This window comes from Methylosinus sp. KRF6, from assembly GCF_018887255.1.
Taxonomy (GTDB): Bacteria; Pseudomonadota; Alphaproteobacteria; order Rhizobiales; family Beijerinckiaceae; genus Methylosinus; species Methylosinus sporium.
In genome coordinates, this window is the sequence record NZ_JAHLJF010000001.1 from 507,578 (window position 1) to 527,911 (window position 20,334).

Below are 20,334 nucleotides of genomic sequence, written 5' to 3' on the forward strand. Positions count from 1 at the left end.
AGATGACCGAGATGACGAACTATACGATCATCGTCGACGGTAATGCAGTCACGAACAATTTCGCTCCCTTTCTCATTTCCCTGTCGATCTCGCTCAGCGATGGCGGGGAGAGCGATTCCCTCTCTATCGAGCTCGACGACGCGCATGGGTCGCTCAGATTGCCGCGCGAGGGCGCGGACATATCGGTGACATTGGCCTGGAGTAGTGGCGGTAAGGCGATCTCGTTCGATGGAAAGGTCGACGAGATCGAATCTCATGGGTCTCGCAGCGCTGGGATCACGCTTTCGATCACCGCGAGATCTGTCGACTTCAAAGGTTTGCCCAAACAGAAGCTCCTGGCGCACAGGGATGACGCCACTTTCGGCGAGGTCGCGACATCATGGGCCAAGAAGGCGGGGCTGGAGGCGAAGGTCGACAGCGCGCTCGCCAATATCCGGCGCAGCTACTGGCTTATATCGAACGAGAGCTTCCTCGCCTGGGGCGAGCGCATGGCGCGCGAGCTCGGCGCCACGTTCAAAGTCTTCGGCGCAAAGGCGGTCTTCGTGTCGCGTAATTCGGGCAGCTCGACGAGCGGCAAGGCGCTCTCCGGCGTGACTGCGACTTATGGCGAGAATCTGATCGATTGGAGTCTGTCGCCGGTCCGCAATCGCCCGCGCTATTCGCAGTCGGTCGTCGGCTATTACGACCCCAAGAAGGCGAAGCACCTCACGAAGAAGGTTGCGATCGGCGACAATGGCGCTCAGGTCGATCTGATCGACCGGCGCAGAGCGGCGGACAGCAATATAGCGCAGCAAAGGGCGTCCTCGAACTCTGAAGAAGCGAAACGCGACAAGGGTGGCGGATCGGTCACGATCGACGGCGAGCCGGCGGCGCAGCCGCAGACGTTGTTGACGCTGTCCGGCGCCCGGCCGGGGATCGATGGTGTGTATCGGATCACGGGCGTGACGCACACCTACAGCCGCCACGGCGGATGGACGACCGCCTGCCAGGTCGAGCAGCCGCAGGGGAAAGTGGGAGATGATGATCGCAAATAGGGAGCGTCGAAATGTCGAATCCGACCGACGATGACATGAAGCGCATCGTCCTGACTTTTGAGCATCACCGTGAAGCGATCGATGGCCTCGCCGCGAAGACGCAGGCGGCGATCGACGAGACGGCCTCCGCGTTGCGCGGCCATCTCGAATTGATCGAAGGCCTGCATCACTATATCGACGCCCTGACGCTCGTGAACCGGACGCTCGTTTCCCTCGTCTTTGGGCGGCGGCGCCTCGACCCGGATCATGTCTTCGGAATCGTTTCCTCGATGGCGGACAATCCGATCGCGCTCGAGCATGCGCGCCGTATCCTCGGCGCGCGCCCGCGGTTCCGAGTTATCGAGGGCGGCAAGTCAGATAGCGGCGCCGACGCGTTCGCGAATGCTGCGCCGGCGGCAACCAGAGCGCGATGACTGTTCGTCGCTGCCCCTTCAGAGCTGGACGCGCCGGACAAGATAGCGCCGCGTCGCGGGCTCCTATTGGTCGCGCGACTTAAGATGGGAAGCGAGTGCGACGCGGTCTTCTTCTGTAACGCGAAATGTTATTCCGTTATTGCCACCATCAGAAATGGCTTCATGGATGATATTCTCGTCAATTCCTAGTTCTATTGAGATCATGCGGAACATATATGTCTGAAATTCGCTTTGGTTATTAACGATCTGCGTATGGACGTAATCCGCGATGCGTTGCGCTGTTTGGTTATAAAGGTCGCACTTCCTTCGCTTTTGCTCATTCGACCCTCGATATGTCCTGAAGTATGGGCGAAGAGGCAACAGCGGCATAGCAATTTTCTCCCGGATCAACTTGACGTCAGCGGCTCGGAAACATCACCATCGAATTTTTGCCAGTCTAACCTTGGGCCAAAGTCCTCACCGATCGGCGCGCCTGGCGCTGTTGCCGCTGCCACCTCAATCATAGTCCGCCGGTTCCGGCGCAAGCTTGTAATCGATCAGCCATCCGGAAGACGGCAAATCGCCGCTGCAAAAGGGTCTACCTCGATCCTTCGAATAATACCATTCGGCGAGGAGCGGTTGCTGTTCTCTATCCGGTGATCCTAACTGTCTGGCCAACTCGACTTCGGCAGACGAGGGTCGAGCGGCTTTTTTTCGGAGTTCTATGAGGTCGAGCTCGTTCAGTCCCATGTCTTCTAATGTCTTGCGCAGGCACGAGATTCCTCTCGCAATAGAATTGTTTGAAAAAGGATAGTGTCCGTCATACCATTTGAGGAAAATCTGTCGGTCAAAATCATCAAGTCCTATGTGAAAGGTCATTTGCTGTATATTCGCGCCGATCGCGGAAAGTGCCTCCCGTAGGTCATTCACCTCTGGCGGCTCTGAAGAAATTTGTGTAGCATCGAGTAATGTCTCGATGAGTTCGATTTTATTCTCGTGCTCCTGGGCTCGACCGAAGAAATTGAAATTTAGCTTTTTAGCTACCTCTCGGATTTTGAAACGATATTCTTCGTTGGCGTAAGAGGCTATTGCTCCCGGACCTTTACCTCCCAGCCGCCTATGAAGATTCCCGAGTCCTTCTTTTCCGAGGCCTGTGATCTGGAAAGCAGCGGTCACGAACGTGTGCCATGACTTTCCTCGCTTGCGGTACTTCTTCCCCTGGTCGTAGGAGAAAGATGGAGCAAGGCCACTCCATATCGTGAAAACTTCGGCGAGACGGATCAAAAAGAAAAACTGTGCATTGTGCTCCGTCGGCCCGACGCCAGGCGCCCGTTGATCGGCGGCTCGTTTGAGGTCCTTGCAAAGGCCATCGAGCGCGGCCATGCCTCTGGCGATTTCGTTCTCCTGTTCCACGACTTCGTCAGCTGAGCGATCATAGAGCCGACTCCAGCGCTCTACGGCATTCGAGATACGGCTATCGGTATTGAAACCGCCGCGGTATCGATGGCCCTTATCGAAGACAGAATCCGTGTTCCCGGCCCACATCGAGAAGAAGTGTTCGAGCAGCTCGGCTTCCTCGCGGGCCCGAACAGCGTCATCGAGTTCCCGCGCATAGGCTGCGGCATAGCTGTCTGCGATCCAAAAGGCGCGCGAAACGATTGCTCGAATTCTTGCGCGGGGCTCCTTCTTGTCGAGACCGAGAATGAAACAGATGTCCTCGCTGGGGTGTTGTTCAGGTGCCTGGAGAAGGAAAATGGTTCGGCCGAGATCGTCGTTCAAAGCGTTGAGTCCGGTGATCTGATCCTCGGATAAACCGGAAGCGGGAATATCTTCTCCGGCCCCATCGAGAATCGCCCTCAAACGGCGCGGGTCGATCGCGTTCGCGAATTTCAGACGGCGAAAGCCGGTTGTTCCGCCTTCCGAAGGGGCGAGCGTGCGGGTGCTCATCGTAGAGAGCTTTCCGGGAGGCTTTTGCGGCGGCTCATGCCGCATCGAGCGGCTCGATCGCCGCCAGCTCGTCTTTCATTTCCCGCGACAGCCGCCACACGTCATGCGCCTGCTGCATGCGCAGCCAGGGCTCAGGGCCGTCGCCGAAGAGTTTGCCGAGGCGCAGCGCGAGCGCCGGCGTCACGGCCTGCTTGCCGGAGAGCACGTCATAGAGCGTCTGGCGCGACACGCCGAGCGCCTCGGCGACGGCCGTCTTCGACAGTCCGGTCGCTGGAATGACGATCGCGCGCAAGAGCTCGCCCGGCGTCGCCGGCTCGAGCGCTTCATGTCGGCGGGTCCTAGCGACCATGATAATCCTCCAGGTCGACTTCGATCGCGTCCTCGCCGTCCCAGGCGAAGGTGATTCTCCAATTGCCCGAAACGCTGACGGCGTAGCGCCCCCTCATGTTTCCCGAGAGCGGGTGAAAGCCTAAGCCAGGCAGACGCATCTGCTCGGGACCGGCCACAGCGTCGAGACGGGAGAGAATGATGCGCGTCTTGTCCCGCCATTCGGGCTTGATCCCCTTCGCCTCGCCGCGCTCCCAATATTTTTCGAGGGCTTTGCTGCGAAAGGATCGGATCATTCTTGTAAGGTATGCCCTTACATCGCAGCCGTCAATCGCGCGGCGCCGCCTTCGTATCGTCCGGTGCGGAGACTCTCTTCCGCACGGACGCGCCTTCTTCCTTCTTGTCGAAAAAGCTCATACCCCTTGCCTGGAGCGCCGAGACGATTTTCGCTGCCTCGACGAAATAGGCGGAACGGGAAAGCCCGGTGGTTTCGGCCGCGCGGTCGACCTGCTCGAGCAAGCCCTCGTCGATCGAGACATTCACCTTCACAGCGCGCCGCGGGAGGTCGACGAAGACGGCGGCGACTATCGCCTCCGTGAACCAGCCGGCGAGCTCCGGATCGGCGCGCAGCTCCGCGAACCCGCGCAGCTGCGGGAGCGGCTCGCAGTCGTCGACCATGCCTGACACATGAAGGGCCAGAGCTTGACCGCCCTTGGTCATAGCCTCCTCGAGCGAACACCCCGTGCTGACGCACCCTGGAAAATCGGGAAAGGAAATCCCGTAGACGCCCTGTTCCTCATGAATGACGGCGATCGCGTAGCTCACTGTCGATCTCCTCTCACAGTCGCCTTTATCTTCACTCGCGCATAAGTGCAGATTCCGATCATGTCTTCTTCTTGTTCGCTTTTCGACGTTCCAACTCCGCCCGGACGTCGTCGAGAGATGGGATTGAATATTTCGGCAGCTTTGAGCGGCGTCGTGATGTAGGGATCACCTTTGGCGCTTCGAAATGCTTATGCGCTCGGATGAAAGCGTCTACGTCGGCAGGATCGAAGGCGTAATGCTTACGCTTTTCGCCACGCCCGACCAATACACAAGGAAGAGCGCCGTCTCGCACATGCGCGCGCAATGTCTTTGTCGAGATGTTGAGGCGATCGGCGGCTTCCTTGGCCGAAATGAGAGTGATTCCTTCGTCTGGCTCATGTGGCGTCATGGCGCTTGTTCCTCAATCTTACCCCGGCGCCGCCGCCGTTTTCCGGAATGAATTCGACGCCGGCGGCTTCGAGGGCACGCTGGATCGCCACCAACGTCGAGGTCTTCGGGTCGGCCGCTCCCCTTTCGATATTATTCACTGCCGTAGTCGAAATGCCAGCGGCCTCGGCGAGGCTCGCCTGTGTCATGCCCAGCATGGCCCGGGCACCGCGGATCTGTTGAGGCGTGATCATGCGCCTTTTATGCTGTCGGATTGAAATTTTATCAAGTGCGCTTGACCAAACATGCAATTGAGGTTAATTCAATTTCACTTGAGAAAAAATCAAGCGAGGTTTTCCAAATGCCGAACACTCTCGTTCCGGCAGCCGCCCCCGGCTTGCCTGTCGACCGCCGCCGCGAACTGGCGGCCTGCCACACTCCTGGCGTCGCGCCTGGTCTCTCCCTCGAGCTCGACCCCGAAAGCTTCCCGGACAGATACGGGATGATCCTCGAAGGGAGCTGCATCGAGCCCGAATTTCATGATGGCCAGACGCTCGTCTTCGATAAGCGCGCGCCGATCGCCCCCGGCGACTTCGTGATCTTGATCGCCCGGCCGGAGATCGTTCCTCCCGGCTGTCCGCAGGCGATGGTCAAGAGGCTCGTCATGGGGCCGCCTTCGGGCCTGTCCATTCCGTGCGAGATGTCCCCTGAAAGCGATGTCGTTTTCGCCGTCCTCGCCGAGCAGTTGAACCCGCCCCGCAGCGTGACCTTTCGGGTCGACCATCTGCTCGCCTTGCATAAATGCGTCGGCGCCCTCGCGAGCTCCGCCGCTCGGCGACGTAAGTCGAAAACAGCGTGAGGGGCCGCCATGACAAACCCTTCGCGCCGAACGCTATTTCACGAGCAATCTGAACTGATCGACGCGCTCTATAGCGTTTGCGGCTTGGTGGACGCCATCTTCGCGATCAAGGAATCCTGCGCAAGTGAACAAATCAAAGCCTCCGCTACGACCAGCGTCTATCGCGCGCTCATCGGTAACGTCGGTGATTTGCTCGAGGCGGCGGAACGTAAAGAAATCATCGTCTCGCGCATTTCGGCTCGACGCTCTTGCGGAGGACAATGCCAATGACTGAAGCTTCTCGCCGCGCCGTCCTTGCCGGCCTCGCAGCTATGCCCTTCGCAGGGCTGCCGGCGGTCGTCGACGCGGCTCCGTGCAGGATCGATCCGATCTATGCCGCTATCGCGCATTATCGGCTGGCGCGCGCCGCGTTCGAAGACGTCTGCCCTCTCATTGACCATGTGGCGGCGAGACAAGAAGGCCGCGTCGTCACGCCGCTCGACCACGAAATCTATGACCAGGCGGATGACCGCGAGGTCGAGGCGATGGACGCGCTCGTCTCGACCGCGCCCCCACGGTGGCCGGCCTGCTGGCGGCTCTCGCTTATATCTCCGATCTCGCCAACGAGGGCGAAGTTCTCGAACGCTTCGTGCAAACGGTCGTCCCCGCTCCTCCCGTCGCAATCTGACGCGCAAAGGACCTCGAACATGTCGAGAAACAATCCCACCCGCCGCGCGGTCGTTGGAGGCCTTGGCGCGGCTCCGTTCGCGACCAGCGTCGTGGCCGCGGAGAGCCTGCAGATCGACGAATCCATTTTCGCGGCGCTCGAGAAATTGCACGTCGTTCAGGCTCGCTACGATGCGGCTTGCGAGAACCTCGATCGCGTCGAGGAACTCTATTATTCGGATCCCGCGATCTCTGCGGCTGCGGCGCCTGTCGAGTGGGGCGGTAAGACGTTCGTCGATCTCGCCGCATTCGATGCTCAAACGTCGCTTTTTTCGGATCATCCAAAGGTCGTGGAACTGCGACGAATGCTCGTCGAACGGTCCGAAATTTTCGATGCGCGAGATCGGCAGTATGGCCTGACAGCCGCACAGGCCGAAGTCATACGGGAAGCAAGGGCTCTCAGAGGTCTCGAGGACGAAATCCTCGATATGACGCCGATGAGCGCCGGAGGCAGCCTCATCTTGCTCCGCACGGTCGCTTCGACGTTGGACGCGGACAGGATCTCGATGGGCGACAGCGGAGAGTCCAAGGCCTTTCTCGCGATAAATCGCGCTCTCGCTGTGCTGGAGCCGCTTCATGTCTCTGAGCTGCGCGAGGTCAGGTCATGATGGCGCTGTCGCCGATCGAGACGAGGATCGTCGCCCGCCTGCGCCGCGCACGCAACCGTTTCGTCTCTCGGCGGAAGCTCGCTGAGGCCGTCTACGGCGATCAGGGCAAGGTCGCATCGCTGTCCAGCGCAGTGGCGCGCCTCCGTCGAAAGGGCGTCTCGGTCGAAGCCAAGCGCGGAAATGGCTATCGCCTCGCCGCTGCGCCGCCGGCGGGCGTCCCGGCGCCCGTCGCCAGCACGGCGACGCTCCGCTTGCCGCCGACCTTGTCGCAGACGCTCGGTCCGACGCTCGTCGCCGGCGTTCGAGGTCTCGCTCGGCGCTATGCGCTGGCCGATATTGCCAGGCGCGCGGTTGCCTTGGTCGCTGGGCGAGGGCCGTGCATCGGAGCAATCGAATTGGTTCGGCGTGACGGGGTCTATGAGCTGCCGCGGCGATGAGAAAAGGGCCGCTTGGCGGGTCGGATGGGACACCTGACATCCAAATCGGATTTCGTCGGAAACGATCGATTTCGCCCTTCGGAATTCGCAGCAAGTATCCGTTTGAGAAAACAAGTAGCTGTGTGCCATTGAATAGTCCTTCCGGAGAACCGAGAAGAGGCCGCGGCAATGAATACGCCCACGAAACCGAAAAGTCGTCCGTTGCTCACCGAGCAGCAGGCTGCCGAATATCTCAACCTCGCCGTTCGGACCCTCCAGCAATGGCGCGTTCAAGGCAAAGGACCGAAGTTCATCAAGCTCTCGCGCGCCGTTCGCTATCGGCAGAGCGATCTCGAAGATTACATCTCTTCGAGCGAGCGAACCCATACGGCGTGAGACGCGACATGTCACTGCTGCGGCCTGTTCTCCAAGCGCAACGCATCGATTTTCCCGATGGCTCGCATCGACATGACGTCTGGTGCCCATGGTGCGAGCGCGTCCATCATCACGGCGAGACGGCCGGCGGGCTCGGCGCGCGATGCGCCAATGGCGACGGAAATTCGCCGCTCGCGGGTTATTCTCCACAGGTCGCGTCTCGTCGCGACTATCGGGAGCAAGCGGTCTTTCCGGAGATTCCGATGGCCGGGATTTCGAGGTTCCATCGCTCGGTCGAAATCTCGGCGGACGCTCTCCGCCGCGCTTTATTTTCCACGATGTTCCTGAAGCGGCCACGCTCGATCATGACGCGTTCGCTCGTGAAACAGCAGATCTCCTTCACCGTGGCGGATTTCGGCCAATTCTCAATTCGCTTTCCCGACGGCCGCGTGATGTTCGGCGACGAATTCTTGAGCTTGATTTCGGAGCTCTATGGAATTCCGCGAGGCGTTGCGGCCGTGCGTATATTGGAGGCGACGACGAACGCCCGGTTCGATGCGACGGCGGCGCTGGAGATCGCCGCCGCGGTCGACCGCTGGGTCGATCGGGGCGCTCCGAAGAACGAAGAGCGACGCACATGAATTCGCGGCGCCGCTCGATCGATTTCGCACGCATCGCCGGCGCTGCGCTCGTGTCCAGCGAAACGATCGTCACGCGATGGCTGCCGTACGGTCGGCGTGATGGCGCAGAATGGACGGCCAAGAATCCGAAGCGCGCGGATTCTCGGCCGGGCTCGTTCCGAGTCAATCTCCGCTCCGGCCGATGGGCCGATTTTGCGACGGATGACAAAGGCGGCGATCTCGTTTCCCTGGCCGCGTTTCTCTTCGATCTTCGTCAGGACGAAGCCGCTCTCAAAGTCGCAGAAATGATCGGCGTCGATCCTTATGGCAGATGACCCATTCGCGCCGATCGACGGCGGGCGCGGTAAGCCGAAATTGCGAGTTGTCGCAGATGCAAAGGGCGTGTCGATCGTCGCGCCGGTCCCCGTCGACGCTCCGGGTCGGCCCGACAAGCATCCGAAACTCGGCGCCCCGAGCGCGACTTGGACCTACTTGGACGCTGCCGGCGCCATCCTCGGTTATGTTCTTCGCTTCGATGACGCGACGGGCAAGGAGTTTCGCCCGCTCGCGCTGTGGCGAAACGAGAGGATAGGCGCCCTCGAATGGCGTTGGGCCATGTGGCCGGATCCTCGACCACTCTACGGCCTGGATCGGCTCGCCACGCGGCCCGGGGCGCATGTCGTGTTGTGCGAAGGAGAGAAGGCTGCGGACGCCGCGCAGCGGCTGATGCCGGACTTTGTTGCAGTGGCTTCGCCGAACGGCGCCAAGAGCGCCCGAAAGGCCGACTGGAGCGCGCTGCGCGGCCGCGCGGTGACGATCTGGCCCGACGCCGACGCGCCTGGCGCCGCCTATGCGAAAGAAGCCAGCGGCCTCGCCTTCGCGGCCGGCGCCGCGAGCGTCGCGATCGCGGAGCCGCCGGCTGACGTCGACGAGGGGTTTGACGCAGCCGATGCGGAAGCGGAGGGGTGGAGCAGGGCGGAAGCCGAGCGATTGATCCTGGCAGCGCAAGCGGCGTCGATCGCGCCGGCGCCGAGGCGTCGCGGGACGAAAAAGGACGACGATCCGCCGAGAAAGCGCGGCGTCGGCGCGATCGTCGAGCTCGTCGACGACGTCGAATTCTGGCATGGTCCCGACAAGACGGCTTACGCATCGTTTCGAACGAAGGATCACCGCGAAAATTGCGCTCTTTCGTCGAAAGAGTTCGCTCGCTTCGTCGCGGCGCGCGCCTATGCGCAAGGCGTGACACCGCCGTCCTCGTCGACCCTCGCCGATGCGCTTCGCGTTCTCGAAGCCCGCGCGCTGAACGACGGCCCTCTGAAAAAACCGTTTCGACGCGTCGGCATGAGGGACGGCCTATGGTATCTCGATCTCGGCGATCCTCGATGGCGCGTCGTCGAAATTCGGCCGGCCGGCTGGTCGATCCTCGAGGATCACGATTTGCCGATGGTTCGCTCGACGGCGATGTGCGAGCTCCCAGAGCCGGCGCGGCTCAACAACGGCGTCGAGACGTTGAAGCCTTTCGTGAACTCCCATGACGACGCCTTCAAGCTCGTCGTCGCCTGGCTCCTCTCGGCGCTCGCGCCTCGGGGGCCTTATCCGGTCCTCATTCTGAACGGCGAGCAAGGTTCCGCTAAGTCGACGCTCTCGAAGCTTTTGCGGAACCTCGTCGATCCCAATATCGCGCCCTTGCGCGCCATGCCGAAGGATGAAACGGACCTGCTCGTTTCCGCCACTCACTCGCATGTGGTGGCGATCGACAATATCTCGAAGGTGAGCGCCGAAATGTCCGATGCGATTTGTCGAATCGCTACGGGCGGCGGCCTCGCGTCTCGCGCCAAATTCACCGACGGAGACGAATTCGTTGTTTATACGCGCAATCCCGTCATACTGAACGGTATTCCGTCACTGGCGAGTCGGCCGGACCTCGCTTCTCGAGCGATCGTCATTCATTTGGACCCTATCCCGGACGAGCGCCGCAAGACCGAGGAGGAGCAGGAAGCCGCATGGGCCGAGGCCTTTCCGCTCGTTCTTGGCGGACTTCTCGACGCGCTCACCTGCGCGTTGAACAATATCGCGAATGTGAAGCTCGCGCGCGCCGCGCGAATGGCCGATTTCGAGAAGCTGATCGAAGCGGCGTCGCCGGCGCTCGAATGGGCTTCCGGCGAGTTTTCGCGAATTTATCTCGATAATCAGGCGGAGCTCGATTCTGCGGCGATCGAATCGGACGTCGTCGCCTCGGCGATCCTCTCGCTCGTTCGCGACGATCATCCGGGCGGCTGGTCCGGCACGGCGTCACGGCTGCTCGAGCTGCTCGCGCAAAAGGTCAATGAGACGATTCGGCGCTCTCGCGATTGGCCGGCGAGTCCGATCAGCCTGGGCAATCGACTGGCGCGTATAGGCCCGGTCCTCCGCCGCAACGGCGTCCTCGTATCGCGGAAGCATTCCGGCGAGCGCGTCATCACGATCGCGCCCATCAAGACCGAGCCCGCCGGCGCCACCTCGCCGGCGTGAGACCCACCCCCTTCGTCTTTCGTTTCCCCACCCGTCGGATCATGTCCCGGCCGTCGCTGGGCTCCTCGGGCTCATGGGGCCGGGATCCTGCTCCCCGCGACGACCGAGCCAGCCCAGCGGCCCGGCGACCGACCCCGCGGAGAGGTCGCGGGTCCTTCCCGGGGCCCCGGCCGACGCACGGCTGTAAAAGTCGCGACTGAACGGTAGCCGGACCGAAAATTTCCCGACCTGACACCCCTGACACGCTGCCGAGGATTTCTGTGCGATGGGATACTATCTGCGCGCTTCGCGCGCATTTTTCTAGCATCGAGACGCATTTGGTCGGTCCCGCTGACCTGACACCCGCCCCTGACATCAAGCGATTCCGCCGGCCGTCGAAGCCTTCATCGGCGCGCTGCCGGTGATGAGCGAACCTGCCAGGTTTGCGGACGAGAGCGGTGACCTCGCGCGCCATCGCGATTCGTCTTGGACAGTGTGGAAATCGAATAAACCTGTCGAGGACCGTCCTTTAGATAACAAAACCAAATGTCTAAGGCAGATATCGGGATCCTCGGGCTTTTCGTTTGCCCGAGGATGGCTACCGAGTTGACGGCGCAAGCTTTTGAACGCCAACGGATTGGACACCTTGGACAGCTGCAATGGTCATTTTGGACAACTGGAAATCGACATAAACCATTGAATATTCATATATATGGACAGGAATGAACGACTGGACGACTTTTTTCCTTCTCTCAGGAAAAATGAAAAAGAAGAGGAGCTGTCCGGCGGTGAACATTCGCGATCAGCGGACACCGATGGACCTCATTGCGGAAAACATGAGGAAGAAGGGCGCGAATTCACTGGGGCATTGAAACGGCCCGCCTACGGCGGTCGGCGGGGTAGCAGGCCGACCGCGCGCTTACTTTCTGCTTATTTTTGCGGGATGAGGCTGGGGCGAGGGTTCGGAAATCGAGCCTAACCGATTGAATTTACTGGCTCCCCGAGCAGGACTCGAACCTGCGACCCAGCGATTAACAGTCGCTTGCTCTACCGGCTGAGCTATCGGGGAACGGTGGCGGGCATATAGCAAGCTCTAAGCACTCTTGCCAAGCCCTGTTCGCAGCCTTTCTCGATTTCCTTCACATTCGCCCACAAGCCTTTCAATCGGCAGGGGGAAAAAGCGCGAGTGTCGCCACTATGTCGTTTTGCGAGGGCAGGCCGGCCTCATTGCCGAGGTGCTGAATCTTGTAGCCGGAGGCCACGCGCGCGAAGCGGAAGTGCTCGCGCCAGGGCGCTTCCGGCCGCTGGAGATAGGACGCCATATAGGCGCCGTGGAAGACATCGCCCGCGCCGGAAGTATCGACGATGCGCTCCGCCGGCACAGGGAGGGAAGGCAGGCGCTGCACCTCGCCATTCTCGTCGTACCAGAGCATTCCGCGCTCGCCATTGGTGACGCCGCCGATGCGGCAGCCCTTGCTCTTCAAAAAGGCCAGCATGTCGGCCTCCGATAGATTCATCTGCTCGCAGAGCCGCTCGGCCACGATGGCGACGTCGATGAACTCCAGCAGATCGGTGATTCCCGGCCGCAGCGCGCCGCCGTCCAGCGAGGTCAGCGCGCCCGATTCGCGGCAGGCGCGTGCGTAATGCAGGGCGGCGTCGGCGATATGCCCGTCGCTGTGCAGGGCGCGCACTCCGGTCAGATCGAGACGCGGGAAATCTTCGAGGAATTTATTGTCGCGGGCGCGCAATATGGCGCGCTTGCCGTCCTTGGGCAGGACGAAGGAGAGCGAGGAGCGCCGCACCCGGCGCGGATGCACGCGCAGCCCATAGGTCGCGGCCATGTCCATGAACATATGGCCGAGCCAGTCGGGCGCGAGCTGCGTCAGCAGATCGACGCCGTCGCCGATCAGCTTGGCGCAGGCGAAGGCGGCCGTCACGGCGTTGCCACCGAAGGAAACGGCGTAATCCTCCGCCACATCCTTCTCGTCGCCCTTGGGCATGACCTGCGTGCGCATGGTCACGTCGATATAGGAATGGCCAATGAATAGTGACTGCAAGCGAGGACTCTTCGATAGGAGGAGAGGAGGAGGGCGTCGTCAGACCGAGAAGCTGGAGCCGCAGCCGCAGGAGGCCGTGGCGTTCGGATTCTCGACGCGGAAGGATTGGCCCATCAGATCCTCGACATAATCGACGCGCGCGCCGGCGAGATAGGCGGCGGAAATCGAATCGACGACGAGCCGCGCCCCGTCGCGCTCGACGATGATATCGTCTGCCTTGGGCTCGGTCTCGATCGTATAGGCGTATTGCAGGCCGGAGCAGCCGCCGCCATCGACGGAGAGACGCAGCGCCTTCGCTTCGGTCTCGCCGGCGAGAATGGCGTTGATGCGCTCGGCCGCGCGCTCGCTCATCTCGATCTTCGCAATCGTCGCCGTATCGGTCATTTGGGCGCGCCTTCCTCTTTTTTGGCTTTTGTCTCGCCGGCCTCGTCGCTTGCGCTTCACGGGGCGGGCGGGATATGCGAAGCGAAAATATGGCCGCCCGCGTGACCTTGCAATGACAGGAGCAGACGATTGGCGATCGAAGATCCCGCCGTCCGCGGCCGCGCCCCCCATGCCAGCGACCCTTCGGCCTCGCGCGGGCGCCTCTTTCCCGAATCCGCCTCGCCGACGCGCAGCGAGTTCCAGCGCGACCGCGACCGCATCATCCATTCGACCGCCTTTCGCCGCCTCGCGCATAAGACTCAGGTCTTCGTGCCGCTGGACGGCGACCATTTCCGCACGCGGCTGACCCATACGATAGAGGTGGGGCAGATCGCCCGCGCCCTGGCCCGCGCGCTGGCGCTGGACGAGGACCTCGCCGAGGCAGTGGCGCTCGCCCATGATCTCGGCCATACGCCTTTCGGCCATGCCGGCGAGCATGCGTTGCAGCGCTGCATGGAGGCCTATGGCGGCTTCGACCACAACGCCCAGGCGCTGCGCGTCGTAACCCTGCTCGAGCGCCGCTACGCCCGCTATGACGGGCTGGACCTCACTTTCGAGACGCTGGAAGGCCTCGTCAAGCACAATGGCCCTTTGCGCGGGCCTCGCGCGAATCGCGCGCTCGCTCCTTATGTGGCGGAATTCGACGCGCTGTTTCCGCTGGAGCTGGACACATTCGCCGGGCCCGAGGCGCAGGCGGCGGCGCTCGCCGACGATATCGCCTATGACGCCCACGACATTGACGATGGGCTGCGCGCAAACCTGTTCTCGCTCGAGGATATCGCCGCCGTGCCCTTCATCGGCGTGATGCTGGACGAGATACGCGCCGTCTATGGCGCGCTGGAGCGCACGCGCGTCATTCACGAGCTGGGCCGGCGCGTCATCACCCGCTTCGTCGAGGACGCCATCATCCAATCGGAGAAGCGGCTGCGCCTCGTCGGGGCGAAAAGCGTCGAGGATGTGCGCCGCGCCGGCGTGGCGACGATCGCCTTCTCGCCGCCCATGGCCGAGGCCGATCGCTCGATCAAGGCCTTTCTCTTCCCCAAAATGTATCGGCACGAGAAAGTCGTGGGCGTCTGGGACCGCGCCGAGCAGGTGATCTCGCGGCTTTTCCCCGTCTATTTCGACGATCCGGCGCAAATGCCGCCGGAATGGGCCGAGCTCGCCCGCGCCGAGCAGGGCGCCGCCCGCGCCCGCCATGTCGCCGATTACATCGCCGGAATGACCGACCGCTACGCGCTCGGCGAATATCGCAAGCTGTTCGGGGAGAAAATGTCCCTGGGCTGAGGGCGGACCACAGCTCGCCTTGACGGAGCCCCTCGCGCGCCCGACCTCCTGATTCTGACCGGGAGGCTCCCATGCTCGTCATCGAATTCGTCGGCGCCGCTCCAGAGGGAATGACCGCGCAGGTCATCGATCGGATGAACACCGACATCAGCGACGTGCGCAAGGCGGTCACTCACGCCAAGTCACTGTTCTCGAATGTGATCGTCCAGCGCAAGCATAAGCCGCTGCCGCATGGCTTCCGCATATTGGACAGCGATGGGCGGGAGGTCGCGAGCTGGAGCATAGACGAGTGAGAGGGTGAGCCTTCAGGCTCGCAACTCGATCGGCCACGGCTCGCGAAAGATGCGTTCCGCTCCCCATTCTGCTAAACCCCCGGCCGCAATCGCCCCCGGCCCGGACATTCGATGAACATCTTCTCCGACTTCCACGTCGCCACCGCCGTCATTCTCGATTCGATCAAGGCCTCCGGCCGCCTGCCGGAGACGCTGGATTATTCGCGTTTTGTCGTGGAGCCGCCCAAGGACGCCGCCCATGGCGATCTCGCCACCAACGCCGCCATGGTCTTCGCCAAGGAGGCCAAGGCCAATTTCGCCAATCCGCGCCAGCTCGCGGTGGAAATCGCGGCCGCTTTGGCCGATCTGCCCAATGTGGCCGAGGCCGAGGTCGCAGGGCCGGGCTTCATCAACATCCGCCTGAAGCCGAGCCTCTACGCCGATGTGCTGCGCGCCGTGCTGAACGACTGCGACGCCTATGGAAGGCCGCAGGGCAGGGGGGCGCTCGCGGGCAAGATCAATGTCGAATATGTCTCGGCCAATCCGACCGGGCCGATGCATGTCGGCCATGGCCGCGGCGCGGTGTTCGGCGATGCGCTGGCCAATCTTCTGGCCTTCGCGGGCGCGGAGGTCACGCGCGAATATTACATCAACGACGCCGGCGCGCAGGTCGATGTTCTCGCCCGCTCGGCCTTCCTGCGCTATCGCGAGGCGCTCGGCGAGACGATCACCATTCCGGAGGGGCTCTACCCGGGCGACTATCTGAAGGCCGCCGGCGAAGCCATTGCGACGCAATATGGCCGCGAGCTTTTGGACAAGAGCGAGAGCGAATGGTTGGAGCCGGTCAAGCGCGCGGCGATCGACGCGATGATGGCGATGATCCGCGACGATCTCGCCGCGCTCGACATTCGCCATGAGGTCTTCTTCTCCGAGCGCACGCTGCATGAGAAGATCAATGGCCTCTCGCAGATCGACAAGGAAATAGACGAGCTGCGCGCGCGCGGCCTCGTCTATGACGGCCGCCTGCCGCCGCCCAAGGGGCAATTGCCGGATGATTGGGAGGATCGCGAGCAGACCTTGTTCCGCTCCACCGATTTCGGCGACGACGTCGATCGTCCGCTGAAGAAATCCGACGGCTCCAACACTTATTTTGCGGCCGACATCGCCTATCATAAATCCAAGATCGACCGCGGCTTCACCACGCTCGTCGATGTGTGGGGCGCGGATCATGGCGGCTATGTGAAGCGCATGACCGCCGCCGTCGCCGCTCTGTCCGACAATAAGGTCACGCTGGATGTGAAGCTCTGCCAGCTCGTGAAATTGATGCGCAATGGCGAGCCGGTGAAAATGTCGAAGCGCGCCGGCGATTTCGTCACTCTGCGCGAGGTGGTGGACGAAGTGGGCGTCGACGCCGTGCGTTTCATGATGCTCTATCGCAAGAATGACGCGCCGCTGGAATTCGATCTCGCCAAGGTCATCGAGCAGTCGAAGGACAATGCCGTCTTCTATGTGCAATACGCTCATGCGCGGACGAAATCGGCGCTGCGTCAGGCGCTCGGCGCTTTTCCCGATCTCGATCTGACGCCCAAGGCGCTCGCGGCCGCGCCGCTGGATCTGTTGCAGGACGAAGGCGAGATCGCGCTCGCCAAAGCCATTGCGCAATATCCGAGGTTGATCGAATCGGCCGCCACGGCGCATGAGCCGCACAGAATCGCCTTCTATCTCTACGATCTCGCCAGCGTCTTTCATTCGCATTGGAACAAAGGCAAAGATCGGCCACAATTACGCTTTGTTAATGCAGATGATAGAAATTCGACCTATGCGCGGATGGCGTTGGTCGTTTCTTTGACTTGCGTCCTGGCGTCGGGTTCGAGACTCCTAGGCGTGAGCGCCCCCGACGAGATGCGGTGATCGCGGCCGGCGCTTTGCAAGAGCGCGGCGCGCGCTCGCATCCGGGAGTGGCGACGTCGCGTCCGTCGGGTAGTGAGCAGGAAGGTGCATCATGCGCGAGGCGACGGCCCGAGGGCCTTCCATCGACATCAGCGAGTTCGAGCGGCGCCTGCGTGGCGGCGAGCCGCAGGGAAATCAGCCGGGCCAGGCGAATCCGCCCGGCAAAGGCGAGGGGAAGAGCGATCCGCTCGCCGAGCTGGCGCGGTTGCTGCACGGCGACGAGGCGGCCGCCGCGGCGGACCCTTACGGCAAAGTCTTCGCCGATCGGCAGCGGCGGGAGCCGACCATCGGCCAGAGAGACAGGGATATTTTCGACGCCGCCGAGCTGCGCGGCGCGCTGTCGCCGTCGCCGTCTGTCGCACCGCCGCCTATGTCGCAATCGCAGCCGCAATCGAACGATTATTACGCGGCGCACGCGTCCGGTGAGACGCAATGGGAGCATCACGAGCCGCAGGATTATCTCGACTATGGCGTCGAGGACGAGCCCTATGACGAGCCGCCCGCGCGTCGAGGCTTGTTCGGCGCGCTGCGCGATCGGCTGCGTCCCTGGCACGCGGTCGTCGCGCTCGCCGGCGTCGGCGCGCTGAGCGTCGGACTGGCCTTGGGCCATCGCGGCGGCGTCGTCGCGCCGAAAGAGCTCGCCACCATCAAAGCGCCGGAGGGGCCGGCCAAGGTGCAGCCTTCCTCCGTGGCGGAAGCCGCTGCGCCCCAGCGCGGCGCCGCCGTGCTCGATCGCAATCAGAACGCCCCGGTCAAGAAGGTCGTCTCCAAGCAGGAGCAGCCCGTCGATCCGGCGGCGGCGGTGCGCGTCGTCAAGCTCGGCGGCGAAGGGCCGGTCGATGCGCCGCATGAGCCGGCTCCCGTCGGCGGGCCCAATAATCCCTATGGCGCCGAGCCGCGACGGGTGAAGACTGTCTCGGTGCGGCCCGATGGCACTGTGATCGACAATGACGCGCCGACGCCGGCCATTGCGCGTCCGGCGACCAATGTCGCGCCGCCGGCGCGGCCGCCGTCTCTCGCCGCCCGGCCGAGCGCCGTCGAGGCGCCGATCGAGCCGCCGACCGCGACGCCCAAGAGCCCGGCCAAGCCGGCGACGACGCCGAAGGTCGCGCAGCCGCCGCGTCCCAAGCCCGCCGCCCCGGCCGCCCCGCTCGAGCAGACCGCCGCCATCGAGCCGGCGCAGACGGAGGCGGCGACTGGCGGCAATGGCGGCTTCGCCGTGCAATTCGGCGCCGCCGGCTCGGAGGATGAAGCGCGCCGGCTGATCCAGACGGTGAACTCTAAATTCAGCGCGCAGCTCGGCGGCAAGCGGCTCGGTTTCCGCCTCGCCAAGGTCGGCGAGAAGAGCGTCTATCGCGTTCGCGCCGCCGGCATGAGCCGTGAGGCCGCGGTCGGCGTCTGCGAGAAGGTGAAGGCCTCCGGCGGCTCTTGCTTCGTCGCGGCCAATTGATGGAGACAGCGGCTCCGTGACGCGCGCTTTCATCTGCGGCTGCGCCGGCCTCTCCCTCTCGCAGGAGGAAATATCCTTTCTGCGCGAGGCGCGGCCCTGGGGCACGATCCTGTTCAAGCGCAATGTCGCCTCGCGCGCGCAGCTTTCCGCCCTCACTGCGGACATTCGCGGAGCGCTGGGAACAGACGCACCGATTCTCGTCGATCAGGAGGGCGGGCGCGTCCAGCGCCTCGGCCCGCCGGTCTGGCGCGCCTATCCCGCCGCCGCCGCCTTCGAGAGACTGGGGCTTCCGCCAGAGGAGACGGCGGCGCTGGCGCGTCTCAGCGCGCGGCTGATCGCCCATGATCTGCGCGAGGTCGGGATCGACGTCGATTGCCTGCCGGTTCTCGACACGCCGGTGGACGGCTCCCACAATATCATCGGCGACCGCGCCTATAGCCGTGTTCCCACCGAGATCGCGCGGCTCGGCCGCGCGGCGGCAGAGGGGCTGCTCGATGGCGGCGTGCTGCCGGTCATCAAGCATATCCCCGGCCATGGACGGGCGCGGGCGGACAGCCATCTCGAGCTGCCCGTCGTCGAGGCCTCCCGCGCCGAGCTGGAGGCGCAGGATTTCATTCCCTTCCGTGCCGACGCCGATCTGCCGCTCGGCATGACCGCCCATGTCGTCTATCGGGCCATCGATCCCGATCATCCCGGCACGCTCTCCAGAGCCGTGATCGAAGAGATCATTCGCGGCCTCATCGGCTTCGACGGCCTGCTGATGACCGACGATCTCTCGATGAAGGCGCTCTCGGGCGGCTTTCGCGCGCGCGCCGAGGGCGCGATCGCCGCCGGCTGCGATGTGGTCCTGCATTGCAACGGCGATCTGGCCGAGGCCCGCGCCGTCGCGGAAGGGGCGGGCGATCTCGCCGGCCGGGCGCTGGAGCGGGCGCGCGCGGCGAAGGCGAAAATCGCCGCGCCGAAGGATTTCGATCCTGTGGACGGCGCCCGCCAATTCGACACGGCTCTTGCGGCCGGCGTCTGATCGGCCCAATCTCTCGCCTTCCCGATGGGTCAGGCGTGAGACGACGCCGTGAGGCGAGATGGCGCAGGATTTGGCTTTCGACATTGCCGGCGAACATGAGCGCGCGGAGGCGGAGCCCGCCTTCCTCGTCGATGTCGACGGTTTCGAAGGTCCGCTCGACCTGCTGCTGGAGCTCGCCCGCCGCCAGAAGGTCGATCTCGCGCGCATTTCCATCTTGGCGCTGGCCGAGCAATATCTGGCCTTCGTCGAGGAGGCGCGGCGCGTCCGGCTGGAGCTCGCCGCCGATTATCTGGTGATGGCCGCCTGGCTCGCCTATCTGAAATCGCGCCTGCTGCTGCCGGAGCAGCCCAAGACGGGCGAGGAGCCCTCGGCGGCAGAGCTGGCGGCGGCGCTCGCAGATCGGCTGCGCCGGCTGGAGGCGATCCGCGCGGCGTCGGACAAGCTTCAGGAGCGCGCGCGGCTCGGCCGCGACATGTTCCTGCGCGGCGGGCCGGAAGGGATAGAGACCAAGACGGCGTCGACCTTCACGGCCAGCCTCTATGATCTTCTGTCGGCCTACGCCCGCCAAAGGCAGAAGCAGGCGATCTCCAAGGTCACGCTGCGCCAGCGCAATGTCTGGTCGCTGGCGGAGGCGCGCGAGACCCTGGAGCGGCTCGCCGGAATCGCCGCCCAATGGACCGCGCTCGACGATTATCTGTTGGAATATTGTGTGGATATTCAAACCGCGCGCACCGTCCGCGCCTCGTCTTTTTCCGCTTCTCTGGAAATGGTGCGGGAAGGGCGGTTCGACATTCGCCAGGACCGCGCCTTCGCGCCGATCTGGCTGCGGCGGCGGGAGACGGAACTGGACCGCGAGCCTTCGGGCTCATTGAGCGAAGCCTCGGAGCCGTGAGCCATAGGCTCATGATCC

The 20,334-nt window shown here is 63.2% G+C and carries 24 protein-coding genes and 1 tRNA gene; 16 read left to right on the forward strand and 9 right to left on the reverse strand.

Going from position 1 to position 20,334, the window contains the following annotated elements; genetic code table 11:
* The first annotated feature begins 2 nt into the window (after positions 1 to 2).
* Positions 3 to 1,034, forward strand: a complete 1,032-nt coding sequence (locus KP010_RS02405; RefSeq protein ID WP_216280374.1) for a phage late control D family protein — start codon at positions 3 to 5, stop codon at positions 1,032 to 1,034.
* An 11-nt stretch (positions 1,035 to 1,045) separates the two neighbouring features.
* Positions 1,046 to 1,447, forward strand: coding sequence for a hypothetical protein (locus KP010_RS02410; protein WP_216280375.1), 402 nt, complete (start codon positions 1,046 to 1,048; stop codon positions 1,445 to 1,447).
* Positions 1,448 to 1,942: 495 nt separating this feature from the next.
* Here the strand turns inward: KP010_RS02410 and KP010_RS02415 are convergent, their stop codons facing one another.
* Genes KP010_RS02415 through KP010_RS02440 form a run of 6 tightly spaced genes read right to left on the reverse strand, consistent with a single transcriptional unit; the run spans position 1,943 to position 5,145 of the window.
* Positions 1,943 to 3,418: a hypothetical protein gene (locus tag KP010_RS02415; RefSeq protein ID WP_216280376.1), complete on the reverse strand. Its 1,476-nt coding sequence runs from the start codon at positions 3,416 to 3,418 to the stop codon at positions 1,943 to 1,945.
* Complete coding sequence (locus tag KP010_RS02420; protein ID WP_216280377.1) at positions 3,408 to 3,722, reverse strand: HigA family addiction module antitoxin; 315 nt, start codon at positions 3,720 to 3,722, stop codon at positions 3,408 to 3,410. Before KP010_RS02420 ends, KP010_RS02415 begins: the two co-directional genes overlap by 11 nt.
* Positions 3,712 to 3,996 carry a type II toxin-antitoxin system RelE/ParE family toxin gene (locus KP010_RS02425; RefSeq protein WP_216280378.1) on the reverse strand — a complete coding sequence of 95 codons (285 nt, stop codon included), beginning with the start codon at positions 3,994 to 3,996 and terminating at the stop codon, positions 3,712 to 3,714. Before KP010_RS02425 ends, KP010_RS02420 begins: the two co-directional genes overlap by 11 nt.
* Positions 3,997 to 4,027: 31 nt before the next feature.
* Positions 4,028 to 4,525, reverse strand: a complete 498-nt coding sequence (locus KP010_RS02430; protein WP_216280379.1) for a type II toxin-antitoxin system HicB family antitoxin — start codon at positions 4,523 to 4,525, stop codon at positions 4,028 to 4,030.
* Positions 4,526 to 4,583: 58 nt separating this feature from the next.
* A complete protein-coding gene (locus tag KP010_RS23190) occupies positions 4,584 to 4,913 on the reverse strand; it encodes a helix-turn-helix domain-containing protein (protein WP_216280380.1) in 330 nt (109 codons plus the stop codon).
* Positions 4,900 to 5,145 carry a helix-turn-helix transcriptional regulator gene (locus KP010_RS02440; RefSeq protein WP_216280381.1) on the reverse strand — a complete coding sequence of 82 codons (246 nt, stop codon included), beginning with the start codon at positions 5,143 to 5,145 and terminating at the stop codon, positions 4,900 to 4,902. Before KP010_RS02440 ends, KP010_RS23190 begins: the two co-directional genes overlap by 14 nt.
* A 41-nt stretch (positions 5,146 to 5,186) precedes the next feature.
* Between KP010_RS02440 and KP010_RS02445 the strand changes: the two genes are divergently transcribed.
* From KP010_RS02445 to KP010_RS02480, 8 genes are all read left to right on the forward strand, one after another.
* Positions 5,187 to 5,750, forward strand: a complete 564-nt coding sequence (locus KP010_RS02445) for a S24 family peptidase (protein ID WP_216280382.1) — start codon at positions 5,187 to 5,189, stop codon at positions 5,748 to 5,750.
* Between the two features lie 9 nt (positions 5,751 to 5,759).
* The gene (locus tag KP010_RS02450) at positions 5,760 to 6,020 is read left to right on the forward strand and encodes a hypothetical protein (protein ID WP_216280383.1); all 261 of its coding nucleotides are present in this window, start codon (positions 5,760 to 5,762) and stop codon (positions 6,018 to 6,020) included.
* 416 nt (positions 6,021 to 6,436) lie between these two features.
* Positions 6,437 to 7,063, forward strand: coding sequence for a hypothetical protein (locus KP010_RS02455; RefSeq protein WP_216280384.1), 627 nt, complete (start codon positions 6,437 to 6,439; stop codon positions 7,061 to 7,063).
* Positions 7,060 to 7,500, forward strand: coding sequence for a helix-turn-helix domain-containing protein (locus tag KP010_RS02460; RefSeq protein WP_216280385.1), 441 nt, complete (start codon positions 7,060 to 7,062; stop codon positions 7,498 to 7,500). The genes KP010_RS02455 and KP010_RS02460 overlap by 4 nt, the downstream gene beginning before the upstream one ends.
* 168 nt (positions 7,501 to 7,668) lie before the next feature.
* Positions 7,669 to 7,875, forward strand: coding sequence for an AlpA family transcriptional regulator (locus KP010_RS02465; RefSeq protein WP_216280386.1), 207 nt, complete (start codon positions 7,669 to 7,671; stop codon positions 7,873 to 7,875).
* 359 nt (positions 7,876 to 8,234) lie between these two features.
* The gene (locus KP010_RS02470; protein ID WP_216280387.1) at positions 8,235 to 8,495 is read left to right on the forward strand and encodes a hypothetical protein; all 261 of its coding nucleotides are present in this window, start codon (positions 8,235 to 8,237) and stop codon (positions 8,493 to 8,495) included.
* Positions 8,492 to 8,809 (forward strand): hypothetical protein, encoded by a 318-nt coding sequence (locus KP010_RS02475; RefSeq protein WP_216280388.1) that lies wholly within the window; start codon positions 8,492 to 8,494, stop codon positions 8,807 to 8,809. Before KP010_RS02470 ends, KP010_RS02475 begins: the two co-directional genes overlap by 4 nt.
* Positions 8,799 to 10,985 (forward strand): ATP-binding protein, encoded by a 2,187-nt coding sequence (locus tag KP010_RS02480; protein ID WP_216280389.1) that lies wholly within the window; start codon positions 8,799 to 8,801, stop codon positions 10,983 to 10,985. Before KP010_RS02475 ends, KP010_RS02480 begins: the two co-directional genes overlap by 11 nt.
* A gap of 972 nt (positions 10,986 to 11,957) precedes the next feature.
* Here KP010_RS02480 and KP010_RS02485 read toward each other — a convergent pair.
* The 3 genes from KP010_RS02485 to erpA all read right to left on the reverse strand — a co-directional run bounded on the left by KP010_RS02485 (position 11,958) and on the right by erpA (position 13,405).
* A tRNA-Asn gene (locus KP010_RS02485) sits at positions 11,958 to 12,033 on the reverse strand.
* 91 nt (positions 12,034 to 12,124) lie between these two features.
* Positions 12,125 to 13,021 carry a sugar kinase gene (locus KP010_RS02490; RefSeq protein ID WP_142862356.1) on the reverse strand — a complete coding sequence of 299 codons (897 nt, stop codon included), beginning with the start codon at positions 13,019 to 13,021 and terminating at the stop codon, positions 12,125 to 12,127.
* Between the two features lie 39 nt (positions 13,022 to 13,060).
* The gene (gene erpA / locus KP010_RS02495; protein ID WP_142862357.1) at positions 13,061 to 13,405 is read right to left on the reverse strand and encodes an iron-sulfur cluster insertion protein ErpA; all 345 of its coding nucleotides are present in this window, start codon (positions 13,403 to 13,405) and stop codon (positions 13,061 to 13,063) included.
* A 129-nt stretch (positions 13,406 to 13,534) separates the two neighbouring features.
* Here erpA and KP010_RS02500 point away from each other — a divergent pair, with 129 nt between their 5' ends.
* From KP010_RS02500 to KP010_RS02525, 6 genes are all read left to right on the forward strand, one after another.
* Positions 13,535 to 14,728 carry a deoxyguanosinetriphosphate triphosphohydrolase gene (locus tag KP010_RS02500; protein ID WP_142862358.1) on the forward strand — a complete coding sequence of 398 codons (1,194 nt, stop codon included), beginning with the start codon at positions 13,535 to 13,537 and terminating at the stop codon, positions 14,726 to 14,728.
* Positions 14,729 to 14,799: 71 nt separating this feature from the next.
* Positions 14,800 to 15,021, forward strand: coding sequence for a hypothetical protein (locus KP010_RS02505; RefSeq protein WP_142862359.1), 222 nt, complete (start codon positions 14,800 to 14,802; stop codon positions 15,019 to 15,021).
* A gap of 111 nt (positions 15,022 to 15,132) precedes the next feature.
* Positions 15,133 to 16,911 carry an arginine--tRNA ligase gene (gene argS, locus KP010_RS02510; protein WP_142862360.1) on the forward strand — a complete coding sequence of 593 codons (1,779 nt, stop codon included), beginning with the start codon at positions 15,133 to 15,135 and terminating at the stop codon, positions 16,909 to 16,911.
* 91 nt (positions 16,912 to 17,002) lie between these two features.
* Positions 17,003 to 18,400: an SPOR domain-containing protein gene (locus KP010_RS02515; RefSeq protein ID WP_142862361.1), complete on the forward strand. Its 1,398-nt coding sequence runs from the start codon at positions 17,003 to 17,005 to the stop codon at positions 18,398 to 18,400.
* A 16-nt stretch (positions 18,401 to 18,416) separates the two neighbouring features.
* The gene (gene nagZ, locus KP010_RS02520; RefSeq protein ID WP_142862362.1) at positions 18,417 to 19,424 is read left to right on the forward strand and encodes a beta-N-acetylhexosaminidase; all 1,008 of its coding nucleotides are present in this window, start codon (positions 18,417 to 18,419) and stop codon (positions 19,422 to 19,424) included.
* Between the two features lie 58 nt (positions 19,425 to 19,482).
* Positions 19,483 to 20,316 carry a ScpA family protein gene (locus KP010_RS02525; protein ID WP_108917665.1) on the forward strand — a complete coding sequence of 278 codons (834 nt, stop codon included), beginning with the start codon at positions 19,483 to 19,485 and terminating at the stop codon, positions 20,314 to 20,316.
* Positions 20,317 to 20,334 lie beyond the last annotated feature (18 nt).